General features: G+C 45.2%; 35 protein-coding genes and 1 pseudogene. 3 read left to right on the top strand and 33 right to left on the bottom strand.

What is annotated here, in order from left to right:
* Positions 1 to 130 precede the first annotated feature (130 nt).
* The 10 genes from HRU78_07245 to HRU78_07200 all read right to left on the bottom strand — a co-directional run bounded on the left by HRU78_07245 (position 131) and on the right by HRU78_07200 (position 7,910).
* On the bottom strand, positions 131 to 1,336 hold the full coding sequence (locus HRU78_07245) for a hypothetical protein (GenBank protein ID QOJ23475.1): 1,206 nt from the start codon (positions 1,334 to 1,336) through the stop codon (positions 131 to 133).
* Between the two features lie 155 nt (positions 1,337 to 1,491).
* Positions 1,492 to 2,249 (bottom strand): IS5 family transposase gene (locus tag HRU78_07240; GenBank protein QOJ24962.1). Its coding sequence is split into 2 segments (ribosomal slippage): positions 1,492 to 1,841 and positions 1,841 to 2,249, totalling 759 coding nucleotides; the frame shifts between segments, so codons are not numbered across the junction.
* Between the two features lie 131 nt (positions 2,250 to 2,380).
* Positions 2,381 to 2,851: a hypothetical protein gene (locus tag HRU78_07235; protein QOJ23474.1), complete on the bottom strand. Its 471-nt coding sequence runs from the start codon at positions 2,849 to 2,851 to the stop codon at positions 2,381 to 2,383.
* Positions 2,852 to 3,028: 177 nt separating this feature from the next.
* Positions 3,029 to 3,172, bottom strand: coding sequence for a hypothetical protein (locus HRU78_07230; GenBank protein QOJ23473.1), 144 nt, complete (start codon positions 3,170 to 3,172; stop codon positions 3,029 to 3,031).
* Positions 3,162 to 4,025 (bottom strand): hypothetical protein, encoded by an 864-nt coding sequence (locus HRU78_07225; GenBank protein QOJ23472.1) that lies wholly within the window; start codon positions 4,023 to 4,025, stop codon positions 3,162 to 3,164. The genes HRU78_07230 and HRU78_07225 overlap by 11 nt, the downstream gene beginning before the upstream one ends.
* Positions 4,022 to 4,516 (bottom strand): hypothetical protein, encoded by a 495-nt coding sequence (locus tag HRU78_07220; GenBank protein ID QOJ23471.1) that lies wholly within the window; start codon positions 4,514 to 4,516, stop codon positions 4,022 to 4,024. The genes HRU78_07225 and HRU78_07220 overlap by 4 nt, the downstream gene beginning before the upstream one ends.
* Before the next feature lie 234 nt (positions 4,517 to 4,750).
* Positions 4,751 to 5,332 carry a hypothetical protein gene (locus HRU78_07215; protein QOJ23470.1) on the bottom strand — a complete coding sequence of 194 codons (582 nt, stop codon included), beginning with the start codon at positions 5,330 to 5,332 and terminating at the stop codon, positions 4,751 to 4,753.
* The gene (locus HRU78_07210) at positions 5,299 to 6,108 is read right to left on the bottom strand and encodes a hypothetical protein (GenBank protein QOJ23469.1); all 810 of its coding nucleotides are present in this window, start codon (positions 6,106 to 6,108) and stop codon (positions 5,299 to 5,301) included. The genes HRU78_07215 and HRU78_07210 overlap by 34 nt, the downstream gene beginning before the upstream one ends.
* Positions 6,109 to 6,167: 59 nt before the next feature.
* Positions 6,168 to 6,653: a hypothetical protein gene (locus HRU78_07205; protein QOJ23468.1), complete on the bottom strand. Its 486-nt coding sequence runs from the start codon at positions 6,651 to 6,653 to the stop codon at positions 6,168 to 6,170.
* Positions 6,654 to 6,887: 234 nt separating this feature from the next.
* Positions 6,888 to 7,910 (bottom strand): hypothetical protein, encoded by a 1,023-nt coding sequence (locus HRU78_07200; protein ID QOJ23467.1) that lies wholly within the window; start codon positions 7,908 to 7,910, stop codon positions 6,888 to 6,890.
* A gap of 19 nt (positions 7,911 to 7,929) precedes the next feature.
* On the opposite strand from HRU78_07200, the pseudogene HRU78_07195 reads away from it, so the two are divergent.
* Positions 7,930 to 8,685: pseudogene (locus HRU78_07195) on the top strand (IS5 family transposase).
* Positions 8,686 to 8,687: 2 nt separating this feature from the next.
* On the opposite strand, the gene HRU78_07190 reads toward HRU78_07195, so the two are convergent.
* From HRU78_07190 to HRU78_07130, 13 genes are all read right to left on the bottom strand, one after another.
* On the bottom strand, positions 8,688 to 9,149 hold the full coding sequence (locus HRU78_07190; protein ID QOJ23466.1) for a hypothetical protein: 462 nt from the start codon (positions 9,147 to 9,149) through the stop codon (positions 8,688 to 8,690).
* A gap of 52 nt (positions 9,150 to 9,201) precedes the next feature.
* A protein-coding gene (locus tag HRU78_07185) for an IS5 family transposase (protein QOJ24961.1) occupies positions 9,202 to 9,956 on the bottom strand; the annotation gives its coding sequence in 2 pieces (ribosomal slippage) (positions 9,202 to 9,551 and positions 9,551 to 9,956; 756 coding nt in all).
* Between the two features lie 12 nt (positions 9,957 to 9,968).
* Complete coding sequence (locus tag HRU78_07180; protein ID QOJ23465.1) at positions 9,969 to 10,400, bottom strand: hypothetical protein; 432 nt, start codon at positions 10,398 to 10,400, stop codon at positions 9,969 to 9,971.
* 176 nt (positions 10,401 to 10,576) lie between these two features.
* Positions 10,577 to 10,720, bottom strand: a complete 144-nt coding sequence (locus HRU78_07175) for a hypothetical protein (GenBank protein QOJ23464.1) — start codon at positions 10,718 to 10,720, stop codon at positions 10,577 to 10,579.
* Entirely contained in the window at positions 10,710 to 11,570 is an 861-nt protein-coding gene (locus HRU78_07170) for a hypothetical protein (GenBank protein ID QOJ23463.1), read from the bottom strand. Before HRU78_07170 ends, HRU78_07175 begins: the two co-directional genes overlap by 11 nt.
* Positions 11,567 to 12,061 carry a hypothetical protein gene (locus HRU78_07165; GenBank protein ID QOJ23462.1) on the bottom strand — a complete coding sequence of 165 codons (495 nt, stop codon included), beginning with the start codon at positions 12,059 to 12,061 and terminating at the stop codon, positions 11,567 to 11,569. Before HRU78_07165 ends, HRU78_07170 begins: the two co-directional genes overlap by 4 nt.
* Before the next feature lie 234 nt (positions 12,062 to 12,295).
* On the bottom strand, positions 12,296 to 12,517 hold the full coding sequence (locus HRU78_07160; protein QOJ23461.1) for a hypothetical protein: 222 nt from the start codon (positions 12,515 to 12,517) through the stop codon (positions 12,296 to 12,298).
* Between the two features lie 23 nt (positions 12,518 to 12,540).
* Positions 12,541 to 12,876, bottom strand: a complete 336-nt coding sequence (locus HRU78_07155) for a hypothetical protein (GenBank protein ID QOJ23460.1) — start codon at positions 12,874 to 12,876, stop codon at positions 12,541 to 12,543.
* On the bottom strand, positions 12,843 to 13,652 hold the full coding sequence (locus HRU78_07150) for a hypothetical protein (protein ID QOJ23459.1): 810 nt from the start codon (positions 13,650 to 13,652) through the stop codon (positions 12,843 to 12,845). The genes HRU78_07155 and HRU78_07150 overlap by 34 nt, the downstream gene beginning before the upstream one ends.
* Before the next feature lie 59 nt (positions 13,653 to 13,711).
* Complete coding sequence (locus HRU78_07145; protein ID QOJ23458.1) at positions 13,712 to 13,909, bottom strand: hypothetical protein; 198 nt, start codon at positions 13,907 to 13,909, stop codon at positions 13,712 to 13,714.
* A gap of 58 nt (positions 13,910 to 13,967) precedes the next feature.
* Positions 13,968 to 14,195: a hypothetical protein gene (locus HRU78_07140; protein QOJ23457.1), complete on the bottom strand. Its 228-nt coding sequence runs from the start codon at positions 14,193 to 14,195 to the stop codon at positions 13,968 to 13,970.
* A 233-nt stretch (positions 14,196 to 14,428) separates the two neighbouring features.
* The gene (locus HRU78_07135) at positions 14,429 to 14,650 is read right to left on the bottom strand and encodes a hypothetical protein (GenBank protein ID QOJ23456.1); all 222 of its coding nucleotides are present in this window, start codon (positions 14,648 to 14,650) and stop codon (positions 14,429 to 14,431) included.
* A gap of 91 nt (positions 14,651 to 14,741) precedes the next feature.
* Positions 14,742 to 15,449 (bottom strand): hypothetical protein, encoded by a 708-nt coding sequence (locus HRU78_07130; protein QOJ23455.1) that lies wholly within the window; start codon positions 15,447 to 15,449, stop codon positions 14,742 to 14,744.
* 19 nt (positions 15,450 to 15,468) lie between these two features.
* Here HRU78_07130 and HRU78_07125 point away from each other — a divergent pair, with 19 nt between their 5' ends.
* Positions 15,469 to 16,227 carry an IS5 family transposase gene (locus HRU78_07125; GenBank protein ID QOJ24960.1) on the top strand — a complete coding sequence of 253 codons (759 nt, stop codon included), beginning with the start codon at positions 15,469 to 15,471 and terminating at the stop codon, positions 16,225 to 16,227.
* 2 nt (positions 16,228 to 16,229) lie between these two features.
* On the opposite strand, the gene HRU78_07120 is transcribed toward HRU78_07125, so the two are convergent.
* The 3 genes from HRU78_07120 to HRU78_07110 all read right to left on the bottom strand — a co-directional run bounded on the left by HRU78_07120 (position 16,230) and on the right by HRU78_07110 (position 17,831).
* A complete protein-coding gene (locus tag HRU78_07120; GenBank protein QOJ23454.1) occupies positions 16,230 to 16,754 on the bottom strand; it encodes a hypothetical protein in 525 nt (174 codons plus the stop codon).
* Positions 16,755 to 16,858: 104 nt separating this feature from the next.
* Entirely contained in the window at positions 16,859 to 17,296 is a 438-nt protein-coding gene (locus tag HRU78_07115; GenBank protein ID QOJ23453.1) for a hypothetical protein, read from the bottom strand.
* 184 nt (positions 17,297 to 17,480) lie between these two features.
* Complete coding sequence (locus HRU78_07110; GenBank protein ID QOJ23452.1) at positions 17,481 to 17,831, bottom strand: hypothetical protein; 351 nt, start codon at positions 17,829 to 17,831, stop codon at positions 17,481 to 17,483.
* Positions 17,832 to 18,056: 225 nt separating this feature from the next.
* On the opposite strand from HRU78_07110, the gene HRU78_07105 reads away from it, so the two are divergent.
* A complete protein-coding gene (locus HRU78_07105; GenBank protein ID QOJ23451.1) occupies positions 18,057 to 19,094 on the top strand; it encodes an IS5 family transposase in 1,038 nt (345 codons plus the stop codon).
* A gap of 134 nt (positions 19,095 to 19,228) precedes the next feature.
* On the opposite strand, the gene HRU78_07100 is transcribed toward HRU78_07105, so the two are convergent.
* From HRU78_07100 to HRU78_07070, 7 genes are all read right to left on the bottom strand, one after another.
* Positions 19,229 to 19,708: a hypothetical protein gene (locus HRU78_07100; GenBank protein QOJ23450.1), complete on the bottom strand. Its 480-nt coding sequence runs from the start codon at positions 19,706 to 19,708 to the stop codon at positions 19,229 to 19,231.
* Entirely contained in the window at positions 19,705 to 20,199 is a 495-nt protein-coding gene (locus HRU78_07095) for a hypothetical protein (GenBank protein QOJ23449.1), read from the bottom strand. Before HRU78_07095 ends, HRU78_07100 begins: the two co-directional genes overlap by 4 nt.
* 234 nt (positions 20,200 to 20,433) lie before the next feature.
* On the bottom strand, positions 20,434 to 21,027 hold the full coding sequence (locus HRU78_07090) for a hypothetical protein (GenBank protein ID QOJ23448.1): 594 nt from the start codon (positions 21,025 to 21,027) through the stop codon (positions 20,434 to 20,436).
* Positions 21,028 to 21,039: 12 nt separating this feature from the next.
* Positions 21,040 to 21,900: a hypothetical protein gene (locus HRU78_07085; GenBank protein ID QOJ23447.1), complete on the bottom strand. Its 861-nt coding sequence runs from the start codon at positions 21,898 to 21,900 to the stop codon at positions 21,040 to 21,042.
* Positions 21,901 to 21,910: 10 nt separating this feature from the next.
* Positions 21,911 to 22,348: a hypothetical protein gene (locus tag HRU78_07080; GenBank protein QOJ23446.1), complete on the bottom strand. Its 438-nt coding sequence runs from the start codon at positions 22,346 to 22,348 to the stop codon at positions 21,911 to 21,913.
* A gap of 184 nt (positions 22,349 to 22,532) precedes the next feature.
* On the bottom strand, positions 22,533 to 23,372 hold the full coding sequence (locus HRU78_07075) for a hypothetical protein (protein ID QOJ23445.1): 840 nt from the start codon (positions 23,370 to 23,372) through the stop codon (positions 22,533 to 22,535).
* Positions 23,369 to 23,857, bottom strand: coding sequence for a hypothetical protein (locus HRU78_07070; protein ID QOJ23444.1), 489 nt, complete (start codon positions 23,855 to 23,857; stop codon positions 23,369 to 23,371). Before HRU78_07070 ends, HRU78_07075 begins: the two co-directional genes overlap by 4 nt.
* Between the last annotated feature and the right edge of the window lie 969 nt (positions 23,858 to 24,826).

Raw genomic sequence — 24,826 nt, 5'->3', positions numbered from 1 at the left:
GGAGCATTAAAGTTGATGTATTTAATCTCTTCGGGTTTAATTCCCCGCTCCTTGGGGCGTAAGCTGGTTGAAAACCAGCAGCCTGAAGAGCGCATTTAAATACCTCGCCGCTTGCGGCAGGGTGCTTTATTTAAAATAGTATTGTTAAATCGTTATCTCGTGACTGCCGCACATCGCTGGCGCCATGTCTTCCTACAGCGATCAGCGTGTCGAATTTGGCAATGTCGGCACCACTCTCAAGAGAGTCATTGATATTTTGATAGCTATGATTGCTTGAGCTGAACGTAACCGATGAATCCAGAGGATTCTTGTCCTCGCTATTGAACCAATTCTTACGGATCAACATCGTCATGCGGTCGACCAGATAAGATGACGTCAGCGTGCCCGTGCCACTATCCGGACTGAAGAGATCCAGTTCGCCGTTGGTATTGAAAGCACCGTAATCAATTTTTTCTCCTTCCAGAACAAAAGGATTCAGCGCAAGCAATGCAAAGCGGGTTGCCAGGCCGCCCTGATCGTTGCTTTCGATCTTGCTGATGATCGCGCCGGGGGACAAATCGGATAACAACGTCAACTGAACTTTGTCCGCTGAATCCTTGAATTGATCACTATTTTGCAATCCATAAAGATTCTCATAAAATTTGTCGCGATTACCCGTTTCAGTCTTCTGATTTTCACTCAGCGCTATCTTGCCATTCTCCGGATTCAGCAAAATGACACGCAACGCATCGATGGCGGATTCCAGCGTTTTGCCGTTCGATCCGCCAATATCCTTGGTCGAACCGAATGCATCAATCAACTTGTCGAGTTGCTCCTGATTCAGATTGGGCGCCAACTGGGAATAAGCGGAATAGACGGCTAAAGCATCGGTTAGTACTTGCTGACTATGATTTCGCGCACCGGGAGGGTTGCTTATATCTGAAGCCATTTGGTCTTCAATGATGACGTCAATCGGGGGAGCAGCGTCGAAACCTAGTCCTGAAATTGGACTAGTACCTGTTGCCGCTTCAATATTACTGATCTTGGATTGATCATATGTGGATGCAACACCAAGAAAATCCAAAATCGCATAAGCCGCCGCAGAGGGGCCTGTATAACCGCCCACTCCTGGGGCATTGTAAAGATATGCATGTGAAATATGATTCGTAAACATGGGTTCTGCAACAAGCCCTGCCGCCAAAAAACCACCCAGGCTGTGGCCAGTAACAGTAAAGTTTTGTGGGAGTATTCCATTTTCGAGCCACTCCGCGACTTTGAATTTGAGGCTGATATATTGCGGTTGCAGTGTTGTACTACCCAGCCACGTGATATCAATCAGATCCGTCAATAAATCCATTGAATCAGAAGTTTCAGTACCACGAATAGCGAGAAAAGCTTCTCCGGAAACTTTATCAGCAAATATTGTTGCAGATAAACCGGTTGCATCAGTATATTGGGCGACTAAGCGATAAGTATCGGTAAAAGTACGAGCTTGACTAGGGCCTGTTAACACTACCTAAGTGCTTCGACGATGAGAGCGAAATGGATGAATGAGAGAAAAATGACATCCAGTTTGTCGAATCTGGAGAATATTCGACGGAATCCCTTGAGTCTGCGGAATAATCTTTCGATCTCATTGCGTTTTTTGTACATGGCGCGGTCATATTCCCAGAGCTCCAGCCGATTAGTTTTGGGTGGGACAACCGGGATATAACCGAGCTCCAATGCAAGCTGTCTGGTTTGATCACCCTCATAAGCGCGATCCATCAGCAGATGAGTAGGAGAAGAGACGGGGCCGAGTGCTAACAGGAGTTGTCGTCCTTCCGGTGCGTCATGTGTATGCCCCGGAGATAAGGAAAAGTTATGGCTGTTCTGGTATCTGCGGCAACCAGATGAATTTTAGTGGTCCAGCCACCTCGGGATTTGCCGATGGATTGCGGGCCGTTTTTTTTTAATGCACCAGTACCATCAGGGTGCACTTTGATGCTGGTGCTATCCATCGAAACGGCTTCAATCTTGATGCGAATGATTTGTTGATGCTGCAGCTGCTCAAAAACTTTTTGAAGCACGCCGCTTTTCGCCCATCGATTCATTCGAGTGTAGATGGTATGCCAATTACCGAAACGCTTGGGTAGTCCGCGCCACTTGCAACCATGCTCGGTAACATACAGAATAGCATTGAGAATTTGTAGATTGGAATGACTGACATTGCCACGCTGGCGCGGCATGCAGTGTTCGATCTGTTGATATTGAGTTTCGGTGATTTCCATCACCGTATTATATCAAATAGTGTTAACAGGCCCTAGTGGAAAAATCCGCATCTTCCAACTCAGCTTGAGTCAGCATATCCGAAGTAAAGTCTGCATAAGCCGCTAGTGCTAGTTCAGCTTGCTTTAAATACTCAATTTGCTGACTCATGATATTCTCCCTCATTCTTTAATGATTTAATGAAAATTTTCTTATTCAAATCGGCATCTGTTTCTTTGGGGCAGCGAAACGCAGTAACATGCCAAGGTCCCGGTATCCCCCCACCACGTCTTGAGTAATTAATTATTTCACCTAGTAATTTGCCATCAAATTGTCGATAAACTTCATAGCGATATTTCACTAATTCCGGATTTCCTCTGATCAGATAAATCGTGGATGATTCGTAGTAATACTCATCTCCTGTCTTAACATTCTCCTTGTACGGAATTGATATCTGCCCATACCGATCGAATCTCTCCGCCGGCAATTTCACCGTCTCATAAACCTTAATTCCGCCGTCAATGGCGCAAAGCCGTTTTACTTCCCTGTCCAACCGATCCTTTTCAGTGAAAAAAGAGGAATAGATCAGCGCTGAAGCGAATACCAGCCAAAAAATAATTTTCATACGGATAGTTCCTTGCTCTTGTTGAGTGACATTATGAGAAGCGCAATGCACTCTTTACTAAACTTTCAATTCTGGAGTGAGAAGTTAACGGCATTAAATCACATCAAATTAATATATCTTAAAGTGTAATATTAATGTAATATAACCCATTGATATATAAGTGCCAGTGAATTTAATTCAAGCAAAAACAACTGAATAAACAACCGAAGCATCGATAAGTACTTGCTGACTGTGGTTACGCATACTGGAAGGATCACTGATGTCCCAAACCATCTGATCTTCAATCACGATGACAATCGAAAGAGCAACATCAAAACCCAATCCCGCTAGGCGAGCTATAGTCATAGACGGCAGATTCCAGCGTTTTACTGTTGGATGCTCCAATAACATCCTTGGTCGAACCGAAAGCATCAATCAACTTGCTGAGCTGTTCTTGATTCAGACTGGGCGCTAACTGGGAATAAACGGAATAGACGGTTAAAGCATCGGTTAACAAACTGATGCTATGATTATTGCTGGATGCTTCGGTTTGAATGCTAATGGATGTGCCGAGCTGAAAACCCAACCCCGAAATAAGTGGAAAACCTTCCGAACCTCGTAAATTCCAGATACTATCGGGCGCAACATTATTCAGACCGAGCGCGCTGCTCACCGCATCTGCCAGATTACCGAGCAAGCCACCCACGCCCGGAGCGTTATAGAGATAGGCTTCCGTTGCTTGCGCATAACTTTGCTTAACAGCCGCGGCTAAATAACCACCCAGACTATGCCCGGTAACTGTAAAGTTTTGGCCTTGCAGTACGTCCGGATCGTCTAGCCACGCATTTAACTTCAGTTGTAGTGCCGTGAATTGAGGATTGAGATAGACAGGCATCGCGGTAGCCAAAATTCCATCTGCAAGTAAATCCTTTGCTTCAAACTCGGTACCACGTATAGCAAGATATTTTGTGCCACCATTCTTAGTCTCAAAAACTGTTGCTGAGACACCGGTGACAGGATCGATGTATTGATCAGCGACTTGCCAATTTACGGCAAATTGGGTAGCTTGAGAAAAAGACATGCCAACTGTGTCTCTGTTGATCAAATCAGCAATAGCAATCGTTTTATCCAGGAAAGTACCATAAGCTGCTTGCGACAATCCAGCTTGCAAAAAATATGTATTGATATTGCTCATTTTTCATTCCTCTCTATGGATTTAACAAAAATGTGATTTAATAAAAGTAATTCTCTTGTGACTGATTTATCGGGACAATGATATGAAGAAGGCATCCATGGTCCTGGTAAATCACCACCAACACGATGGTACGTAACAAGTTCTCCCAATAATTTCATGCCTAATTTCTGAAAAACCTGGATATGATCACGTGCCATGATGACTTCTTGAGCTCCTTGACTTACAGGATCACCTTTCATGTAATAATGTGTATTCCATTGATAGATATACTCAGGTCCCAACGTATCTTCGATTTTTTTTGTAGGCTCGTAAAAATTGATCCTTCCACTTTTATCAAACTTATCCGCCGGCAATGCCACCGTCTCATAAACCTTAATCCCGCCGTCTATAGCGCACAGGCGATCCACTTCCCGGTCTAGCCGAGCCTTTTCTGTAAAAAACGTGGCATAAACGATTGCTGCAGCGATCAATAACAAAACAATCTTTTTCATACAATCAATTCCTCGTTTGGTGTCAGCGGGTAAGTGTCATTAAGCGCAGCACAATATATACTGGCTTTGTCATTTCACTCAGCTTTGGAAAGCTAGCGGTATTGGGAGCATTAAAGTTGATGTGTTTAATCTCTTCGGGTTTAATTCCTCGCTCCTTGGGGCGTAAGCTGGTTGAAAACCAGCAGCCTGAAGAGCGCATTTAAATACCTCGCCGCTTGCGGCAGGGTGCTTTATTTAAAATAGTATTGTTAAATCGTTATCTCGTGACTGCCGCACATCGCTGGCGCCATGTCTTCCTACAGCGATCAGCGTGTCGAATTTGGCAATGTCGGCACCACTCTCAAGAGAGTCATTGATATTTTGATAGCTATGATTGCTTGAGCTGAACGTAACCGATGAATCCAGAGGATTCTTGTCCTCGCTATTGAACCAATTCTTACGGATCAACATCGTCATGCGGTCGACCAGATAAGATGACGTCAGCGTGCCCGTGCCACTATCCGGACTGAAGAGATCCAGTTCGCCGTTGGTATTGAAAGCACCGTAATCAATTTTTTCTCCTTCCAGAACAAAAGGATTCAGCGCAAGCAATGCAAAGCGGGTTGCCAGGCCGCCCTGATCGTTGCTTTCGATCTTGCTGATGATCGCGCCGGGGGACAAATCGGATAACAACGTCAACTGAACTTTGTCCGCTGAATCCTTGAATTGATCACTATTTTGCAATCCATAAAGATTCTCATAAAATTTGTCGCGATTACCCGTTTCAGTCTTCCGGCTTTCACTCAGTGCAATCTTGCCATTCTCCGGATCCAGCAAAATGACACACAACGCATCGATGCGGATTCCAGCGTTTTGCCGTTCGATCCGCCAATATCCTTGGTCGAACCGAATGCATCAATCAACTTGCTGAGCTGTTCTTGATTCAGATTGGGCGCCAACTGGGAATAAGCGGAATAGACGGCTAAAGCATCGGTTAACAAACTGATGCTATGATTATTGCCGGATGCTTCGGTTTGAATACTGATAGATGTGCCAAGCTGAAAACCCAACCCCGAAATAAGCGGAAAACCTTCCGAACCTCGTAAATTCCAGATACTATCGGGCGCAACATTATTCAGACCGAGCGCGCTGCTCACCGCATCTGCCAGATTACCGAGCAAACCACCCACACCCGGTGCGTTGTACAAATAGGCTTCCGTTGCTTGCGCATAACTTTGCTTAACAGCCGCGGCTAAATAACCACCCAGACTATGCCCGGTAACTGTAAAGTTTTGGCCTTGCAGTACGTCCGGATCGTCTAGCCACGCATTTAACTTCAATTGCAGCATTGTGAATTGAGGATTGAGATATGCAGGTATCGCAGCAGCTAAAATTCCATCCGCAAGTAAATCCTTTGTTTCAAACTCGGTACCGCGTATAGCAAGATATTTTGCGCCACCATTCTTGGCTTCAAAAACTGTCGCCGAAACTCCGGTAGCCGGATCGCTATATTGGGCCGCAACTCTCCAGGTTTCAGCAAATTTGGTGGCTTGAGAGGGCGACATCTCAACACCATCCCCAGTTAGTTCATTGACTGTAATATTACTATTCAAGAATGTTCCATATGCAGCTTGAGATAGTTCAGCTTGTAAAGCAGATGTATTAATATTATTCATTTCTCAGCTTTCCCCATTGATTTGATAAAAATTTCTCCCATCAGAACATTTTCGTTCTTATCTAATCCTGGGCATCGATGCGATGAAGGTACCCATGGTCCAGGTAAATCTCCACCAACCCGGCTATATAAAACAAATTCACCGAGTAATTTCATATCTGATTTTCGAATGATCATGAAATAATCTCGGCTCATAGATGATTCCTGAGGTCCTTGACCTGGGTCTCTTTTTTTGTAATCGTAAATGTTCCATTTAAAGATATACTCCGGCCCCAGCGCGTTTTCCCTTTGGGTCGGATAATAAAAATTGATCTTTCCCCTTTTATCAAACTTATCCGCCGGCAATGTCACCGTTTCATACACCCGGATACCTCCATCGATAGCGCACAGGCGATCCACTTCCCGGTCTAGCCGAGCCTTTTCTGTAAAAAACGTGGCATAAACGATTGCTGCAGCGATCAATAACAAAACAATCTTTTTCATACAATCAATTCCTCGTTTGGTGTCAGCGGGTAAGTGTCATTAAGCGCAGCACAATATATACTGGCTTTGTCATTTCACTCAGCTTTGGAAAGCTAGCGGCATTGGGAGCATTAAAGTTGATGTATTTAATCTCTTCGGGTTTAATTCCCCGCTCCTTGGGGCGTAAGCTGGTTGAAAACCAGCAGCCTGAAGAGCGCATTTAAATACCTCGCCGCTTGCGGCAGGGTGCTTTATTTAAAATAGTATTGTTAAATCGTTATCTCGTGACTGCCGCACATCGCTGGCGCCATGTCTTCCTACAGCGATCAGCGTGTCGAATTTGGCAATGTCGGCACCACTCTCAAGAGAGTCATTGATATTTTGATAGCTATGATTGCTTGAGCTGAACGTAACCGATGAATCCAGAGGATTCTTGTCCTCGCTATTGAACCAATTCTTACGGATCAACATCGTCATGCGGTCGACCAGATAAGATGACGTCAGCGCGCCCGTGCCACTATCCGGACTGAAGAGATCCAGTTCGCCGTTGGTATTGAAAGCACCGTAATCAATTTTTTCTCCTTCCAGAACAAAAGGATTCAGCGCAAGCAATGCAAAGCGGGTTGCCAGGCCGCCCTGATCGTTGCTTTCGATCTTGCTGATGATCGCGCCGGGGGACAAATCGGATAACAGCGTCAACTGAACTTTATCTGCCGAATCCTTGAATGGCCCATTATTTTGTAGCTCATAAAGATTTTCATAAAATTTGTCACGATTACCCGTTTCAGTCTTCCGGCTTTCACTCAGTGCAATCTTGCCATTCTCCGGATCCAGCAAAATGACACGCAACGCATCGAGGGCGGATTCCAGCGTTTTGCCGTTCGATCCACCAATATCCTTGGTCGAACCGAAAGCATCGATCAGTTTGTCGAGCTGCTCCTGATTCAGATTGGGCGCCAATTGGGAATAAGCGGAATAGACGGCTAAAGCATCGGTTAGTACTTGCTGACTATGATTGCGCGCACCCGGCGGATTAGTGATGTCTAAGGCCATCTGGTCTTCAATCACGATGTCAATCGGCGGAGCGACATCGAAACCCAGACCCGCGATTGGACTAATACCGGTGGCAGCAACAATGTTACTAATTTTTGATTGATCGTAGGTGGGTGCAAGACCCATCCAGTCAAGCACGGTATTGATGAAAGGTCCTGTGAAACCACCTAATCCCGGCGCATTAAAAAGATAAGCGTGGGAAACATTATTAGGGCCTGTTAACACTATTTGATATAATATGGTGATGGAAATCACCGAAACTCAATATCAACAGATCGAACACTGCATACCGCGCCAGCGTGGCAATGTCAGTCATTCCAATCTACAAATTCTCAATGCTATTCTGTATGTTACCGAGCATGGTTGCAAGTGGCGCGGACTACCCAAGCGTTTCGGTAATTGGCATACCATCTACACTCGAATGAATCGATGGGCGAAAAGCGGCGTGCTTCAAAAAGTTTTTGAGCAGCTGCAGCATCAACAAATCATTCGCATCAAGATTGAAGCCGTTTCGATGGATAGCACCAGCATCAAAGTGCACCCTGATGGTACTGGTGCATTAAAAAAAACGGCCCGCAATCCATCGGCAAATCCGAGGTGGCTGGACCACTAAAATTCATCTGGTTGCCGCAGATACCAGAACAGCCATAACTTTTCCTTATCTCCGGGGCATACACATGACGCACCGGAAGGACGACAACTCCTGTTAGCACTCGGCCCCGTCTCTTCTCCTACTCATCTGCTGATGGATCGCGCTTATGAGGGTGATCAAACCAGACAGCTTGCATTGGAGCTCGGTTATATCCCGGTTGTCCCACCCAAAACTAATCGGCTGGAGCTCTGGGAATATGACCGCGCCATGTACAAAAAACGCAATGAGATCGAAAGATTATTCCGCAGACTCAAGGGATTCCGTCGAATATTCTCCAGATTCGACAAACTGGATGTCATTTTTCTCTCATTCATCCATTTCGCTCTCATCGTCGAAGCACTTAGGTAGTGTTAACAGGCCCTAGTAAAAAGTGGATCGTCGGCCAAGCCGATTGCCAGAAAACCGCCCATGCTGTGGCCGGTGACAGTAAACGTTGGAGATAGCGTGCCATCGTTCAACCATTCCGTAACTTTGGTTTTAAGGCTATGATATTGCGGATGCAATTGAGTACTTCCAAATAGCATAATGTCAAAAACTCCAGTAGCAAAGTCTCTGACATCGCTAATCTCAGTCCCACGTACAGCAAGAAAGGTTTCGCCGGAATCTTTGTCGGCGAATACCGTTGCTGATAAGCCTGTGGCTGCATCATTGAATTGACTGACTAACCGATAGTTTTGTATAAAAACTTCGGCTTGCCTGGAAGAAAATTCTATGGCCTCGAGTTCTCTTTGAGTTGGTACAGCAGAAGTAAAGCTACCGTAAGCCGCTAAAGCTAGTTCTGCTTGCTTAAAATTTTCAGATAATTGATTCATTTCTGCTCTCTTATCCTTTAATAAAAATTTTCTTAACTAGGGCCTGTTAACACTACCTAAGTGCTTCGACGATGAGAGCGAAATGGATGAATGAGAGAAAAATGACATCCAGTTTGTCGAATCTGGAGAATATTCGACGGAATCCCTTGAGTCTGCGGAATAATCTTTCGATCTCATTGCGTTTTTTGTACATGGCGCGGTCATATTCCCAGAGCTCCAGCCGATTAGTTTTGGGTGGGACAACCGGGATATAACCGAGCTCCAATGCAAGCTGTCTGGTTTGATCACCCTCATAAGCGCGATCCATCAGCAGATGAGTAGGAGAAGAGACGGGGCCGAGTGCTAACAGGAGTTGTCGTCCTTCCGGTGCGTCATGTGTATGCCCCGGAGATAAGGAAAAGTTATGGCTGTTCTGGTATCTGCGGCAACCAGATGAATTTTAGTGGTCCAGCCACCTCGGGATTTGCCGATGGATTGCGGGCCGTTTTTTAATGCACCAGTACCATCAGGGTGCACTTTGATGCTGGTGCTATCCATCGAAACGGCTTCAATCTTGATGCGAATGATTTGTTGATGCTGCAGCTGCTCAAAAACTTTTTGAAGCACGCCGCTTTTCGCCCATCGATTCATTCGAGTGTAGATGGTATGCCAATTACCGAAACGCTTGGGTAGTCCGCGCCACTTGCAACCATGCTCGGTAACATACAGAATAGCATTGAGAATTTGTAGATTGGAATGACTGACATTGCCACGCTGGCGCGGCATGCAGTGTTCGATCTGTTGATATTGAGTTTCGGTGATTTCCATCACCATATTATATCAAATAGTGTTAACAGGCCCTAGATAACCAGAGTCCTCAATTTGAGGGCAATAAAAAGCTGGCGAATGCCAAGGTCCTGGAATGCTTCCACCTCGTCTCATGTAACTTATGCTTTCTCCAAGTAGTCTTTTGTCTGTTTCTCGATAAACCCAGCTATGTAGCTTTAAAAGCTCTGGATTTCCTGTTATTAGATGAATTGTTGAGTTTTCAATGTAGTATCCATCTGCGGGTTTTACTAACCACTTGGCCGGAATATAAATTGAGCCATCTTTTTCAAACCTTTCCGCCGGCAACTTCACCGTCTCATACACCTTAATTCCGCCGTCAATGGCGCAGAGTCGTTTTACTTCCCTGTCTAACCGGTCCTTTTCTGTGAAAAAAGAGGCGTAGATCAGAGCTGAAGTGAATATCAGCCAAAAAATGATTTTCATGCGGATGGCCCTAATTCTTGTTGGATGGCATTATGAGAAGCGCAATGCACTCTTTACTAAACTTTCAATTCTGGAGTGAGAAGTTAACGGCATTAAGTCACATCAAATTAATATATTTTAAAGTGTAATATCAATGTGATATAAATCATTGATATATAAGTGATAACTAATTAAATTTAAGCAGAAACAACTGAATAAACAACCGAGGTATCGGTAAATGCTTGCTGACTGTGGTTACGCATACTGGAAGGATCACTGATGTCCCAAGCCATCTGATCTTCAATCACGATGACAATCGAAAGAGCAACATCAAAACCCAATCCCGCTAGGCGAGCTATAGTCATAGACGGCAGATTCCAGCGTTTTACTGTTGGATGCTCCAATAACATCCTTGGTCGAACCGAAAGCATCAATCAACTTGCTGAGCTGTTCTTGATTCAGACTGGGCGCTAATTGGGAATAAACGGAATAGACGGTTAAAGCATCGGTTAACAAACTGATGCTATGATTATTGCCGGATGCTTCGGTTTGAATACTGATAGATGTGCCAAGCTGAAAACCCAACCCCGAAATAAGTGGAAAACCTTCCGAACCTCGTAAATTCCAGATACTATCGGGCGCAACATTATTCAGACCGAGCGCGCTGCTCACCGCATCTGCCAGATTACCGAGCAAGCCACCCACACCCGGTGCGTTGTACAAATAGGCTTCCGTTGCTTGTGCATAACTTTGCTTAACAGCCGCGGCTAAATAACCACCCAGACTATGCCCGGTAACTGTAAAGTTTTGGCCTTGCAGTACGTCCGGATCGTCTAGCCACGCATTTAACTTCAGTTGTAGTGCTGTGAACTGGGGATTGATAACGGGGAGTATTGCAGATGCCAATATTCCGTCAGCCAATATATCCTTGGCTTCAAGCTCGGTACCACGGATTGCGAGATACTTAGCGCCACCATTCTTGGCCTCAAAAACTGTGGCTGAGACACCGGTTACAGGATCGGTGTATTGATCAGCGACTTGCCATTTTTCAGAGAAATGAGTAGCTTGGTTAAGCGGCATATCTACACTATTATTTGTAAGGTCGCGAGTTACGATTGTGCCATTTGCAAAAATACCATAAGCTGCTTGCGCCAATTCAGCCTGAATTATATATTCATTAATTCCGCTCACTTCTTGTCTCCTTCAAGAGATTTTTTAAAAACCTTTTCTAACAAAGTACCTTCAGTTGCTATAGATCTATCTGGACACTGATAGGATGAGTGGTGCCATGGCCCTGGCAGATCGCCGCCAGCTCTGTAATACATTACAATCTCACCTAACAACTGCATATCTGATTTTCTGATGATTTGGATATGATCGCGCTTCATGGCAATTACGTGAGCCCCTTGTGATGAAGGATCACCTTTTTTGTAATAGCGCATATCCGACTTGTAGATATACTCTGGCCCTAGTGTGTTCTCACCTTGAGTCGGCCGATAAAAATTAATCTGCCCATACTTCTTATCAAACTTATCCGCCGGCAATGTCACCGTTTCATACACCCGGATACCTCCATCGATAGCGCACAGGCGATCCACTTCCCGGTCTAGCCGAGCCTTTTCTGTAAAAAACGTGGCATAAACGATTGCTGCAGCGATCAATAACAAAACAATCTTTTTCATACAATCAATTCCTCGTTTGGTGTCAGCGGGTAAGTGTCATTAAGCGCAGCACAATATATACTGGCTTTGTCATTTCACTCAGCTTTGGAAAGCTAGCGGTATTGGGAGCATTAAAGTTGATGTGTTTAATCTCTTCGGGTTTAATTCCTCGCTCCTTGGGGCGTAAGCTGGTTGAAAACCAGCAGCCTGAAGAGCGCATTTAAATACCTCGCCGCTTGCGGCAGGGTGCTTTATTTAAAATAGTATTGTTAAATCGTTATCTCGTGACTGCCGCACATCGCTGGCGCCATGTCTTCCTACAGCGATCAGCGTGTCGAATTTGGCAATGTCGGCACCACTCTCAAGAGAGTCATTGATATTTTGATAGCTATGATTGCTTGAGCTGAACGTAACCGATGAATCCAGAGGATTCTTGTCCTCGCTATTGAACCAATTCTTACGGATCAACATCGTCATGCGGTCGACCAGATAAGATGACGTCAGCGTGCCCGTGCCACTATCCGGACTGAAGAGATCCAGTTCGCCGTTGGTATTGAAAGCACCGTAATCAATTTTTTCTCCTTCCAGAACAAAGGATTCAGCGCAAGCAATGCAAAGCGGGTTGCCAGGCCGCCCTGATCGTTGCTTTCGATCTTGCTGATGATCGCGCCGGGGGACAAATCGGATAACAACGTCAACTGAACTTTGTCCGCTGAATCCTTGAATTGATCACTATTTTGCAATCCATAAAGATTCTCATAAAATTTGTCGCGATTACCCGTTTCAGTCTTCCGGCTTTCACTCAGTGCAATCTTGCCATTCTCCGGATCCAGCAAAATGACACACAACGCATCGATGCGGATTCCAGCGTTTTGCCGTTCGATCCGCCAATATCCTTGGTCGAACCGAATGCATCAATCAACTTGCTGAGCTGTTCTTGATTCAGATTGGGCGCCAACTGGGAATAAGCGGAATAGACGGCTAAAGCATCGGTTAACAAACTGATGCTATGATTATTGCCGGATGCTTCGGTTTGAATACTGATAGATGTGCCAAGCTGAAAACCCAACCCCGAAATAAGCGGAAAACCTTCCGAACCTCGTAAATTCCAGATACTATCGGGCGCAACATTATTCAGACCGAGCGCGCTGCTCACCGCATCTGCCAGATTACCGAGCAAACCACCCACACCCGGTGCGTTGTACAAATAGGCTTCCGTTGCTTGCGCATAACTTTGCTTAACAGCCGCGGCTAAATAACCACCCAGACTATGCCCGGTAACTGTAAAGTTTTGGCCTTGCAGTACGTCCGGATCGTCTAGCCACGCATTTAACTTCAATTGCAGCATTGTGAATTGAGGATTGAGATATGCAGGTATCGCAGCAGCTAAAATTCCATCCGCAAGTAAATCCTTTGTTTCAAACTCGGTACCGCGTATAGCAAGATATTTTGCGCCACCATTCTTGGCTTCAAAAACTGTCGCCGAAACTCCGGTAGCCGGATCGCTATATTGGGCCGCAACTCTCCAGGTTTCAGCAAATTTGGTGGCTTGAGAGGGCGACATCTCAACACCATCCCCAGTTAGTTCATTGACTGTAATATTACTATTCAAGAATGTTCCATATGCAGCTTGAGATAGTTCAGCTTGTAAAGCAGATGTATTAATATTATTCATTTCTCAGCTTTCCCCATTGATTTGATAAAAATTTCTCCCATCAGAACATTTTCGTTCTTATCTAATCCTGGGCATCGATGCGATGAAGGTACCCATGGTCCAGGTAAATCTCCACCAACCCGGCTATATAAAACAAATTCACCGAGTAATTTCATATCTGATTTTCGAATGATCATGAAATAATCTCGGCTCATAGATGATTCCTGAGGTCCTTGACCTGGGTCTCTTTTTTTGTAATCGTAAATGTTCCATTTAAAGATATACTCCGGCCCCAGCGCGTTTTCCTTTGGGTCGGATAATAAAATTGATCTTTCCCCTTTTATCAAACTTATCCGCCGGCAATGTCACCGTTTCATACACCCGGATACCTCCATCGATAGCGCACAGGCGATCCACTTCCCGGTCTAGCCGAGCCTTTTCTGTAAAAAACGTGGCATAAACGATTGCTGCAGCGATCAATAACAAAACAATCTTTTTCATACAATCAATTCCTCGTTTGGTGTCAGCGGGTAAGTGTCATTAAGCGCAGCACAATATATACTGGCTTTGTCATTTCACTCAGCTTTGGAAAGCTAGCGGCATTGGGAGCATTAAAGTTGATGTATTTAATCTCTTCGGGTTTAATTCCCCGCCCTTGGGGCGTAAGCTGGTTGAAAACCAGCAGCCTGAAGAGCGCATTTAAATACCTCGCCGCTTGCGGCAGGGTGCTTTATTTAAAATAGTATTGTTAAATCGTTATCTCGTGACTGCCGCACATCGCTGGCGCCATGTCTTCCTACAGCGATCAGCGTGTCGAATTTGGCAATGTCGGCACCACTCTCAAGAGAGTCATTGATATTTTGATAGCTATGATTGCTTGAGCTGAACGTAACCGATGAATCCAGAGGATTCTTGTCCTCGCTATTGAACCAATTCTTACGGATCAACATCGTCATGCGGTCGACCAGATAAGATGACGTCAGCGCGCCCGTGCCACTATCCGGACTGAAGAGATCCAGTTCGCCGTTGGTATTGAAAGCACCGTAATCAATTTTTCTCCTTCCAGAACAAAGGATTCAGCGCAAGCAATGCAAAGCGGGTTGCCAGGCCGCCCTGATCGTTGCTTTCGATCTTGCTGATGATCGCGCCGGGGGACAAATCGGATAACAGCGTCAACTGAACTTTATCTGCCGAATCCTTGAATGGCCCATTATTTTGTAGCTCATAAAGATTTTCATAAAATTTGTCACGATTACCCGTTTCAGTCTTCCGGCTTTCACTCAGTGCAATCTTGCCATTCTCCGGATCCAGCAAAATGACACGCAACGCATCGAGGGCGGATTCCAGCGTTTTGCCGTTCGATCCACCAATATCCTTGGTCGAACCGAAAGCATCGATCAGTTTGTCGAGCTGCTCCTGATTCAGATTGGGCGCCAACTGGGAATAAGCGGAATAGACGGCTAAAGCATCGGTTAATACTTGCTGACTATGATTGCGCGCACCCGGCGGATCAGTGATGTCTAAGGCCATCTGGTCTTCAATCACGATGTCAATCGGCGGAGCGACATCGAAACCCAGACCCGCGATTGGACTAATACCGGTGGCAGCAACAATGTTGCTGATTTTGGACTGATCGTAGGTGGGTGTAAGACCCATCCAGTCAAGCACGGTATTGATGAAAGGTCCTGTGAAACCACCTAATCCTGGCGCATTAAAAAGATAAGCATGGGAAACATTATTAGGGCCTGTTAACACTATTTGATATAATATGGTGATGGAAATCACCGAAACTCAATATCAACAGATCGAACACTGCATGCCGCGCCAGCGTGGCAATGTCAGTCATTCCAATCTACAAATTCTCAATGCTATTCTGTATGTTACCGAGCATGGTTGCAAGTGGCGCGGACTACCCAAGCGTTTCGGTAATTGGCATACCATCTACACTCGAATGAATCGATGGGCGAAAAGCGGCGTGCTTCAAAAAGTTTTTGAGCAGCTGCAGCATCAACAAATCATTCGCATCAAGATTGAAGCCGTTTCGATGGATAGCACCAGCATCAAAGTGCACCCTGATGGTACTGGTGCATTAAAAAAAAACGGCCCGCAATCCATCGGCAAATCCCGAGGTGGCTGGACCACTAAAATTCATCTGGTTGCCGCAGATACCAGAACAGCCATAACTTTTTCCTTATCTCCGGGGCATACACATGACGCACCGGAAGGACGACAACTCCTGTTAGCACTCGGCCCCGTCTCTTCTCCTACTCATCTGCTGATGGATCGCGCTTATGAGGGTGATCAAACCAGACAGCTTGCATTGGAGCTCGGTTATATCCCGGTTGTCCCACCCAAAACTAATCGGCTGGAGCTCTGGGAATATGACCGCGCCATGTACAAAAAACGCAATGAGATCGAAAGATTATTCCGCAGACTCAAGGGATTCCGTCGAATATTCTCCAGATTCGACAAACTGGATGTCATTTTTCTCTCATTCATCCATTTCGCTCTCATCGTCGAAGCACTTAGGTAGTGTTAACAGGCCCTAGTACCTGTTGCCGCTTCAATATTACTGATCTTGGATTGATCATATGTGGATGCAACACCAAGAAAATCCAAAATCGCATAAGCCGCCGCAGAGGGGCCTGTATAACCGCCCACTCCTGGGGCATTGTAAAGATATGCATGTGAAATATGATTCGTAAACATGGGTTCTGCAACAAGCCCTGCCGCCAAAAAACCACCCAGGCTGTGGCCAGTAACAGTAAAGTTTTGTGGGAGTATTCCATTTTCGAGCCACTCCGCGACTTTGAATTTGAGGCTGATATATTGCGGTTGCAGTGTTGTGCTACCCAGCCACGTGATATCAATCAGATCCGTCAATAAATCCATTCGATCAGAATCTTTCATCCCACGAATAGCAAGAAAAGCTTCTCCGGAAACTTTATCAGTGAATACTGTTGTCGACAGACCCGTCAATGCATCATTGAATTGTTCGATTACTTGATAAGTGCCGACGAAAGTACGAGCTTGACCAGCAGATAACTCCGCTTTTTTCAATTCAAATTCAGATGGATCGCCGGCAATTAATTTTGTGTATATGATGCAAGTGCTAGTTCAGCTTATTTGAAATACTCGGTAAATTGGCTCATCATCTTTTCCTATCAGTTTTTTATAAATATTTGTTTCTTTAAATCAGTAATATCTACTCTGTCAGGACAACTATAAGATGACGAATGCCATGGACCTGGCATATCACCACCAACTCTTGCATAACCAACCGATTCACCGAGAAATTTACTGTCGTATACCCGATATACTCTATAGTGACTTTGCCACATTTTTGGATTTCCTCTGATCAGATAAATCGTAGATGATTCGTAGTAATACTCATCTCCTGGCTTAACATTCTCCTTGTACGGAATTGATATCTGCCCGTAACGATCGAATCTCTCCGCCGGCAACTTCACCATCTCATAAACCCTGATACCGCCATCAATCGCACAAAGCCGTTTTACTTCCCTATCCAACCTGTCTTTTTCTGTAAAAAAGGTTGCATAAACAATCAATGCAGCAAGCAAAAGCAAAACGATTTTTTTCATATAACAAGCCTCTATTGGTCTACAGTTAACAACCATCATAAATCCACCTTTACTGCAGCAAGTTACAGTCAAAGCAGAATTTAACGGACATTATTTACTGATTCTTTATTCGGGGTTTGGAATTTCGACATCACAACACACAAGAAAAAATTTTCTTACGTAAGTTGAGCTGGGTTTCACAGAATCACACACAACGCATCGATGCGGATTCCAGCGTTTTGCCGTTCGATCCGCCAATATCCTTAGTCGAACCGAAAGCATCAATCAACTTGCTGAGCTGTTCTTGATTCAGACTGGGCGCTAATTGGGAATAAACGGAATAGACGGTTAAAGCATCGGTTAACAAACTGATGCTATGATTATTGCCGGATGCTTCGGTTTGAATACTGACAGATGTGCCAAGCTGAAAACCCAACCCGGAAATAAGTGGAAAACCTTCCGAACCTCGTAAATTCCAGATACTATCGGGCGCAACATTATTCAGACCGAGCGCGCTGCTCACCGCATCTGCCAGATTACCGAGCAAGCCACCCACGCCCGGAGCGTTATAGAGATAGGCTTCCGTTGCTTGCGCATAACTTTGCTTAACAGCCGCGGCTAAATAACCACCCAGACTATGCCCGGTAACTGTAAAGTTTTGGCCTTGCAGTACGTCCGGATCGTCTAGCCACGCATTTAACTTCAGGGTACCTCGAAGAACCTCCCTTTACTGGTTTTTAGTAAAATCACAATATCATGAATTTTGTAGCTGCCCGACCCGATGAAACTGCGTAGCGCCATTAAGACCGACCTGTTTGCTGAAGAACACCACCGCCAGAAGATTGACTCGCTGGGGGACCCATTGGCTGATATCGAGTCGCACATTAACTTTTCGGCATTGGCGGCCAAGGTTGATGCGATTGCGCCGCGGTTGGTCAGTCCTCAGGGAGGGCGTCCGCCGTACCCCACTGAAACGATGGTGCGTATTCTGGTGTTGAAGCGGCTGTACAACCTGTCAGACGAGCAGATGGAGTACCAGTTGCTCGATCGCATGAGCTACAAGCGTTTCTGCGGACTCGCGAACGCAACGAACATTCCGGACCGCACTACGGTATGGACATTTGAGAACCGGATTGGTGAAGCGGGTGCGAAGGCGTTGTTCGATGGCGTGTCCTCGCAATTATTGAAGAAGGGCTTCATCGCACGGGGCGGCCAGATCATCGACGCCACGCTGGTGCCTGCGCCCAAGCAACACAACAGCCGTGGCGAGAAGGAACTGATTGAGCAAAGTGCGACGCCCGCTGACTGGAAGCCTGCGAAGCGGCGCCAGAAGGACATCGACGCGACTTGGACGAAGAAGCATGGCAAGAGCATCTTCGGCTACAAGCTCTCGATCAACATCGACAAGAAGTACAAGATTATCCGCAAGATCGAGACCGACACTGCCAGCACGCACGACAGTCAGGGCTTCGACACCGTCTTTGATACACTGAACATGAAGCGGGACGTGTATGCCGACCGGGGCTACCCATCCGAGGCGCGCCAAGCCTGGCTCAAGGAGAACGGCTTTCGCAACCAGATCCAGCGCAAGGGCAAGCGGAACAAGCCGTTATCCGAATGCCAGCAGCGGCGCAATCACCGGATCGCCAAGACTCGTGCCCGTGTCGAGCACGTCTTCGCCGCCATCACGCAGATGGGCGGCAAGATAATCCGCACGATCGGTGAGAAGCGGGCTAGCTTCGCTATGACGATGATGGCGGCCTGCTACAACCTGAAGCGGCTTGTTTATTTCCGCAAAGCCGGAATTAAAGCCTTCTGACGCCCGAATTGGGACGAATCGCCGAAGCCCAAGGCGATTCGAGGCAGACACGGGGCAACACCGCATTGGAAATGCCGTAATTTACCGAAGAAATCGAACCAAAATCGCTCGCCTACATCGTTGCGCAGCAGGATTCACCAAAAATCCGGGTTATTAGAGGTGCCCTTCAGTTGTAGTGCTATGAATTGGGGGTTGATAACGGGGGGGATTGCAGATGCCAATATTCCGTCAGCCAATATATCCTTGGCTTCAAGCTCGGTGCCACGGATTGCGAGATACTTAGCGCCGCCATTCTTGGCCTCAAAAACTGTGGCTGAGACACCGGTTACAGGATCGGTGTATTGATCAGCGACTTGCCATTTTTTAATCTCTGCGGGTTCAATTCCCCGCCCCTTGGGGCGAAAGCTGGTTGAAAAACCAGCAGATTGAAGAACGCAGTTAATACCCCGCTGCTTGCGGCGGGGTGCTTTATTGAAAGCAGTGGCTTGGGAGAGAGGCATGCCGACAGTATTATTATCTGTTAATTCTTCAATTTCTATTGCTCTACCCGAGAACGTGCCATATGCTGCTTGAGCCAACTCGGTTTGCAAAGAATATGCAGTGATATTACTCATTCTGAGACTCCACTAGTTAATTGGATAAAAATTCTACGCATCAGCTTGCCAGAACTAGCTTTCGCAGCACTGGGACATCTATACGATGAAGGCGCCCAAGGTCCCGGGAAATCACCTCCTCCTCTACTATATAAAACAAACTCACCCAATATTTTCATATCAGACTTTCTGATGATCTGAATATGAGTTCGCTTCATAACCGTATCTTGAGGTCCAGTTACAGCAGGGTCACCTTTTTTGTAATAATGAACATCCCATTGAAAAATGTACTCTAGCCCTAGCGAGTCTTCTATTCTTTGAGTAGGCTGGTAAAAAATAACTTCCCCTCGTTCATTAAACTTATCCGGCGGTAACTTCACCGTTTCATAAACTCTGATACCGCCATCAATCGCACACAGGCGATCCACTTCCCGGTCTAGCCGAGCCTTTTCTGTAAAAAACGTGGCATAAACGATTGCTGCAGCGATCAATAACAAAACAATCTTTTTCATACAATCAATTCCTCGTTTGGTGTCAGCGGGTAAGTGTCATTAAGCGCAGCACAATATATACTGGCTTTGTCATTTCACTCAGCTTTGGAAAGCTAGCGGTATTGGGAGCATTAAAGTTGATGTATTTAATCTCTTCGGGTTTAATTCCTCGCTCCTTGGGGCGTAAGCTGGTTGAAAACCAGCAGCCTGAAGAGCGCATTTAAATACCTCGCCGCTTGCGGCAGGGTGCTTTATTTAAAATAGTATTGTTAAATCGTTATCTCGTGACTGCCGCACATCGCTGGCGCCATGTCTTCCTACAGCGATCAGCGTGTCGAATTTGGCAATGTCGGCACCACTCTCAAGAGAGTCATTGATATTTTGATAGCTATGATTGCTTGAGCTGAACGTAACCGATGAATCCAGAGGATTCTTGTCCTCGCTATTGAACCAATTCTTACGGATCAACATCGTCATACGGTCGACCAGATAAGATGACGTCAGCGTGCCCGTGCCACTATCCGGACTGAAGAGATCCAGTTCGCCGTTGGTATTGAAAGCACCGTAATCAATTTTTTCTCCTTCCAGAACAAAAGGATTCAGCGCAAGCAATGCAAAGCGGGTTGCCAGGCCGTCCTGATCGTTGCTTTCGATCTTGCTGATGATCGCGCCGGGGGACAAATCGGATAACAACGTCAACTGAACTTTGTCCGCTGAATCCTTGAATTGATCACTATTTTGCAATCCATAAAGATTCTCATAAAATTTGTCACGATTACCCGTTTCAGTCTTCTGATTTTCACTAAGCGCTATCTTGCCATTCTCCGGATTCAGCAAAATGACACGCAACGCTGCAACGCATCAAGATGCGGATTCCAGTGTTTTACTGTTCGATCCACCAATATCCTTGGTCGAACCGAAAGCATCCATCAGTTTGTTGAGCTGCTCCTGACTCAAATTGGGCGCCAACTGGGAATAAACGGAATAGACGGCTAAAGCATCGGTTAGTACCTGCTGACTGTGATTTCGCGCACCGGGAGGGTTGCTTATATCTGAAGCCATTTGGTCTTCAATGATGACGTCAATCGGGGGAGCAGCGTCGAAACCTAGTCCTGAAATTGGACTAGTACCTGTTGCCGCTTCAATATTACTGATCTTGGATTGGTCGTATGCTTCGGCAAAACCTATCCAACCCAGCACGGTATTTATGGAAGGCCCAAGAAAACCACCTAGTCCTGGTGTGTTGTATAGATAAGCATGTGAAACATTACTGGCGAAATCAGGATCGTTAACAAGACCTGTTGCCAGAAAACCACCCATGCTATGCCCGGTAACAGTGAATATCGGAGAAAGTGTGCCGTTTCCCAGCCATTCAGTAACCTTGGTTTTAAGGCTATTATATTGCGGATGCAGCTGCGTACTGCCAAACAGCATGATGTCAAAAACCCCGGTTGCAAAATCTCTGATATCAGTAAGCTCGGTACCTCGGACTGCAAGAAAGGTATCACCGGTAATCTTATCGGCAAATACTGTTGCAGATACGCCGGTAGTAGAATCGTTGAATTGGTCAACTACGTTGTAGCTATCGGCAAAAGCGTGGGCTTGGTTATCGGAAAATTCCGCCTCTTTCAATTCATCTTGATTTGGAATTTCCGTAACCAGATTTGCGTATGCTGCTAATGCTAATTCTGCTTGCTTGAAATAATCAGTATGATGATTCATAGTCGCCCCCTCATTCCTTGATAAAAATTTGCATATTCAAGTCGGTTATATCCGCTTTCACAGGGCATCTGAATGATGATCCATGCCAAGGCCCTGGGATGTCTCCGCCATGCCTTGAATAACTCGATGATTCACCAATCAATTTATTATCAGACGTCCGATAAACCATATAATGGTTCCGCCACATTGATGGATTTCCCTCAATAAGAAATTGTTGAGATGATTCGTAGTAATACTCATGATTCGGTTTTACCATTTGCTCGGATGGAATATATATAGAGCCATCCTTCTCAAATCTCTCCGCCGGCAACTTCACCATCTCATAAACCCTGATACCGCCATCAATCGCACAAAGCCGTTTTACTTCCCTATCCAACCTGTCTTTTTCTGTAAAAAAGGTTGCATAAACAATCAATGCAGCAAGCAAAAGCAAAACGATTTTTTTCATATAACAAGCCTCTATTGGTCTACAGTTAACAACCATCATAAATCCACCTTTACTGCAGCAAGTTACAGTCAAAGCAGAATTTAACGGACATTATTTACTGATTCTTTATTCGGGGTTTGGAATTTCGACATCACAACACACAAGAAAAAATTTTCTTACGTAAGTTGAGCTGGGTTTCACAGAATCACACACAACGCATCGATGCGGATTCCAGCGTTTTGCCGTTCGATCCACCAATATCCTTGGTCGAACCGAAAGCATCGATCAGTTTGTCGAGCTGCTCCTGATTCAGATTGGGCGCCAATTGGGAATAAACGGAATAGACGGTTAAAGCATCGGTTAACAAACTGATGCTATGATTATTGCTGGATGCTTCGGTTTGAATACTGACAGATGTGCCAAGCTGAAAACCCAACCCCGAAATAAGCGGAAAACCTTCCGAACCTCGTAAATTCCAGATACTATCGGGCGCAACATTATTCAGACCGAGCGCGCTGCTCACCGCATCTGCCAGATTACCGAGCAAACCACCCACACCCGGTGCGTTGTACAAATAGGCTTCCGTTGCTTGCGCATAACTTTGCTTAACAGCCGCGGCTAAATAACCACCCAGACTATGCCCGGTAACTGTAAAGTTTTGGCCTTGCAGTACGTCCGGATCGTCTAGCCACGCATTTAACTTCAGTTGTAGTGCTATGAATTGGAGGTTGATAACGGGGGGGATTGCAGATGCCAATATTCCGTCAGCCAATATATCCTTGGCTTCAAGCTCGGTGCCACGGATTGCGAGATACTTAGCGCCGCCATTCTTGGCCTCAAAAACTGTGGCTGAGACACCGGTTACAGGATCGGTGTATTGATCAGCGACTTGCCATTTTTTAATGAAAGCAGTGGCTTGGGAGAAGGACATATCGGCAGTATCGCTATTGGTTAGTTCAGTAGCTGCGATTTCTTTACCCAAAAACGTACCGTAAGCTGCCTGTGACAATTCAGCTTGAATAGCGTATGTTTTCACAGTACTCATTGCTTATCTCCTTCATTAGAGTTTCTGAATATTTGTTTCATCAAAATAATTTCATTTTCTTTTAACCCTGGACATCGGTACGATGACGGATGCCACGGTCCTGGCAAATCTCCTCCTGCTCTTCGATATAAAACAAATTCACCCAATAACTTCATATCCGATTTCCGTACAATCTGAATGTGATCACGTTTCATTGAGCTTTCATGAATATCTTGTCGAGAAGGGTCATTTTTTTTGTAGTAGTGAACATTCCATCTAAAAACATACTCAGGTCCCAATGCATTTTCTTTTTGAGTAGGTCTATAGAAAGTAATCTCACCGCGCTCATTAAACTTATCCGACGGTAACTTCACCGTTTCATAAACTCTGATACCGCCATCAATCGTACACAGTCGATCAACCTCTCTATCCAGCCTGTCCTTTTCAGAGAAAAAGTTTGTATAAACGAGCAATAAAACAAACAAAAGTAAAATGATTTTTTTCATATGGAGAGCTCCTATTGATATGCGGTAAGAACTACCATAAAAATCCACCCATACTGCAGCAAGTTCCCGTTAAACCAGGAAATAACGGTCATTTTTCAATGAACCTTTATTTTGAGTTTGTGGTTTCGTTGCGGATTATAAAAAACTTTCCCGGTTGCCCTATCGGTAGAAATCATTGCTACAAAAAGACGGTCGCAACAGTACTTGAATTGAAGCAGTGAAATTCAGGCAATTGACTTGATATTTTTCCTGGATTTTTTAGTTACCAGTGCAGTTAAATTAACCAGAGTTAGTCGCATTTATGCAGCGCATTGCCATCGGATTCGTAAGCATTTGAGAATTCATTATGGTGATAACGAATTTGCCGATGATGAATGGCAATTAAACGGTATCGGATATTTTTAGAGCTTTGCGAAATAATGTTTGGCAAAATTCAATGATGCTTGAACATACTTTTTATCTGCACCGAAAATGAAACCGAATTTCGTTTTAATCTCAGCGAGTTTAATACTTTGTTCTATGAGGTGAAGATTGGCTGGAAATCAGAGAATAAATTACCCCGCTATTTGCGGCGGGATAATTTATTTGAAATGCTTGAATTCAAGAAATTTTAAGTGGTCGTGTCAATTGTTTATGAAAGATACATCGATACTATAATCAAAGCAGCAGCCACTGCACCGATAACTGCCAAATTAAAACCCAATTTTTTAAATGTAGTAACATCTTCTGTTTCTAGCATACTCATTATCACCTCCAACATTATTAATTAGTGGAAGTCGCATTTTCAGTTGAATCAAGATTAGATTCGTTGATTCAGATCAATAAAATACTAATTTGACCCAATATTTACTCAAGGAATCGCTGAACAATTAGATGCTTTCAGATTTTCCGGTACTGCTGCCAGTTTTTGAGTACGGATTCCCGGCAATTCATTTTCCGGCGGCATTTTGTCACCAAATTCCCCTGTTT

The organism is Gammaproteobacteria bacterium (genome assembly GCA_015709635.1).
In the GTDB taxonomy this organism is placed as follows: domain Bacteria; phylum Pseudomonadota; class Gammaproteobacteria; order Burkholderiales; family Nitrosomonadaceae; genus Nitrosomonas.
Note: the sequence above shows the minus strand (reverse complement) of the source record. Positions and strands in the feature narration are given on the sequence as shown.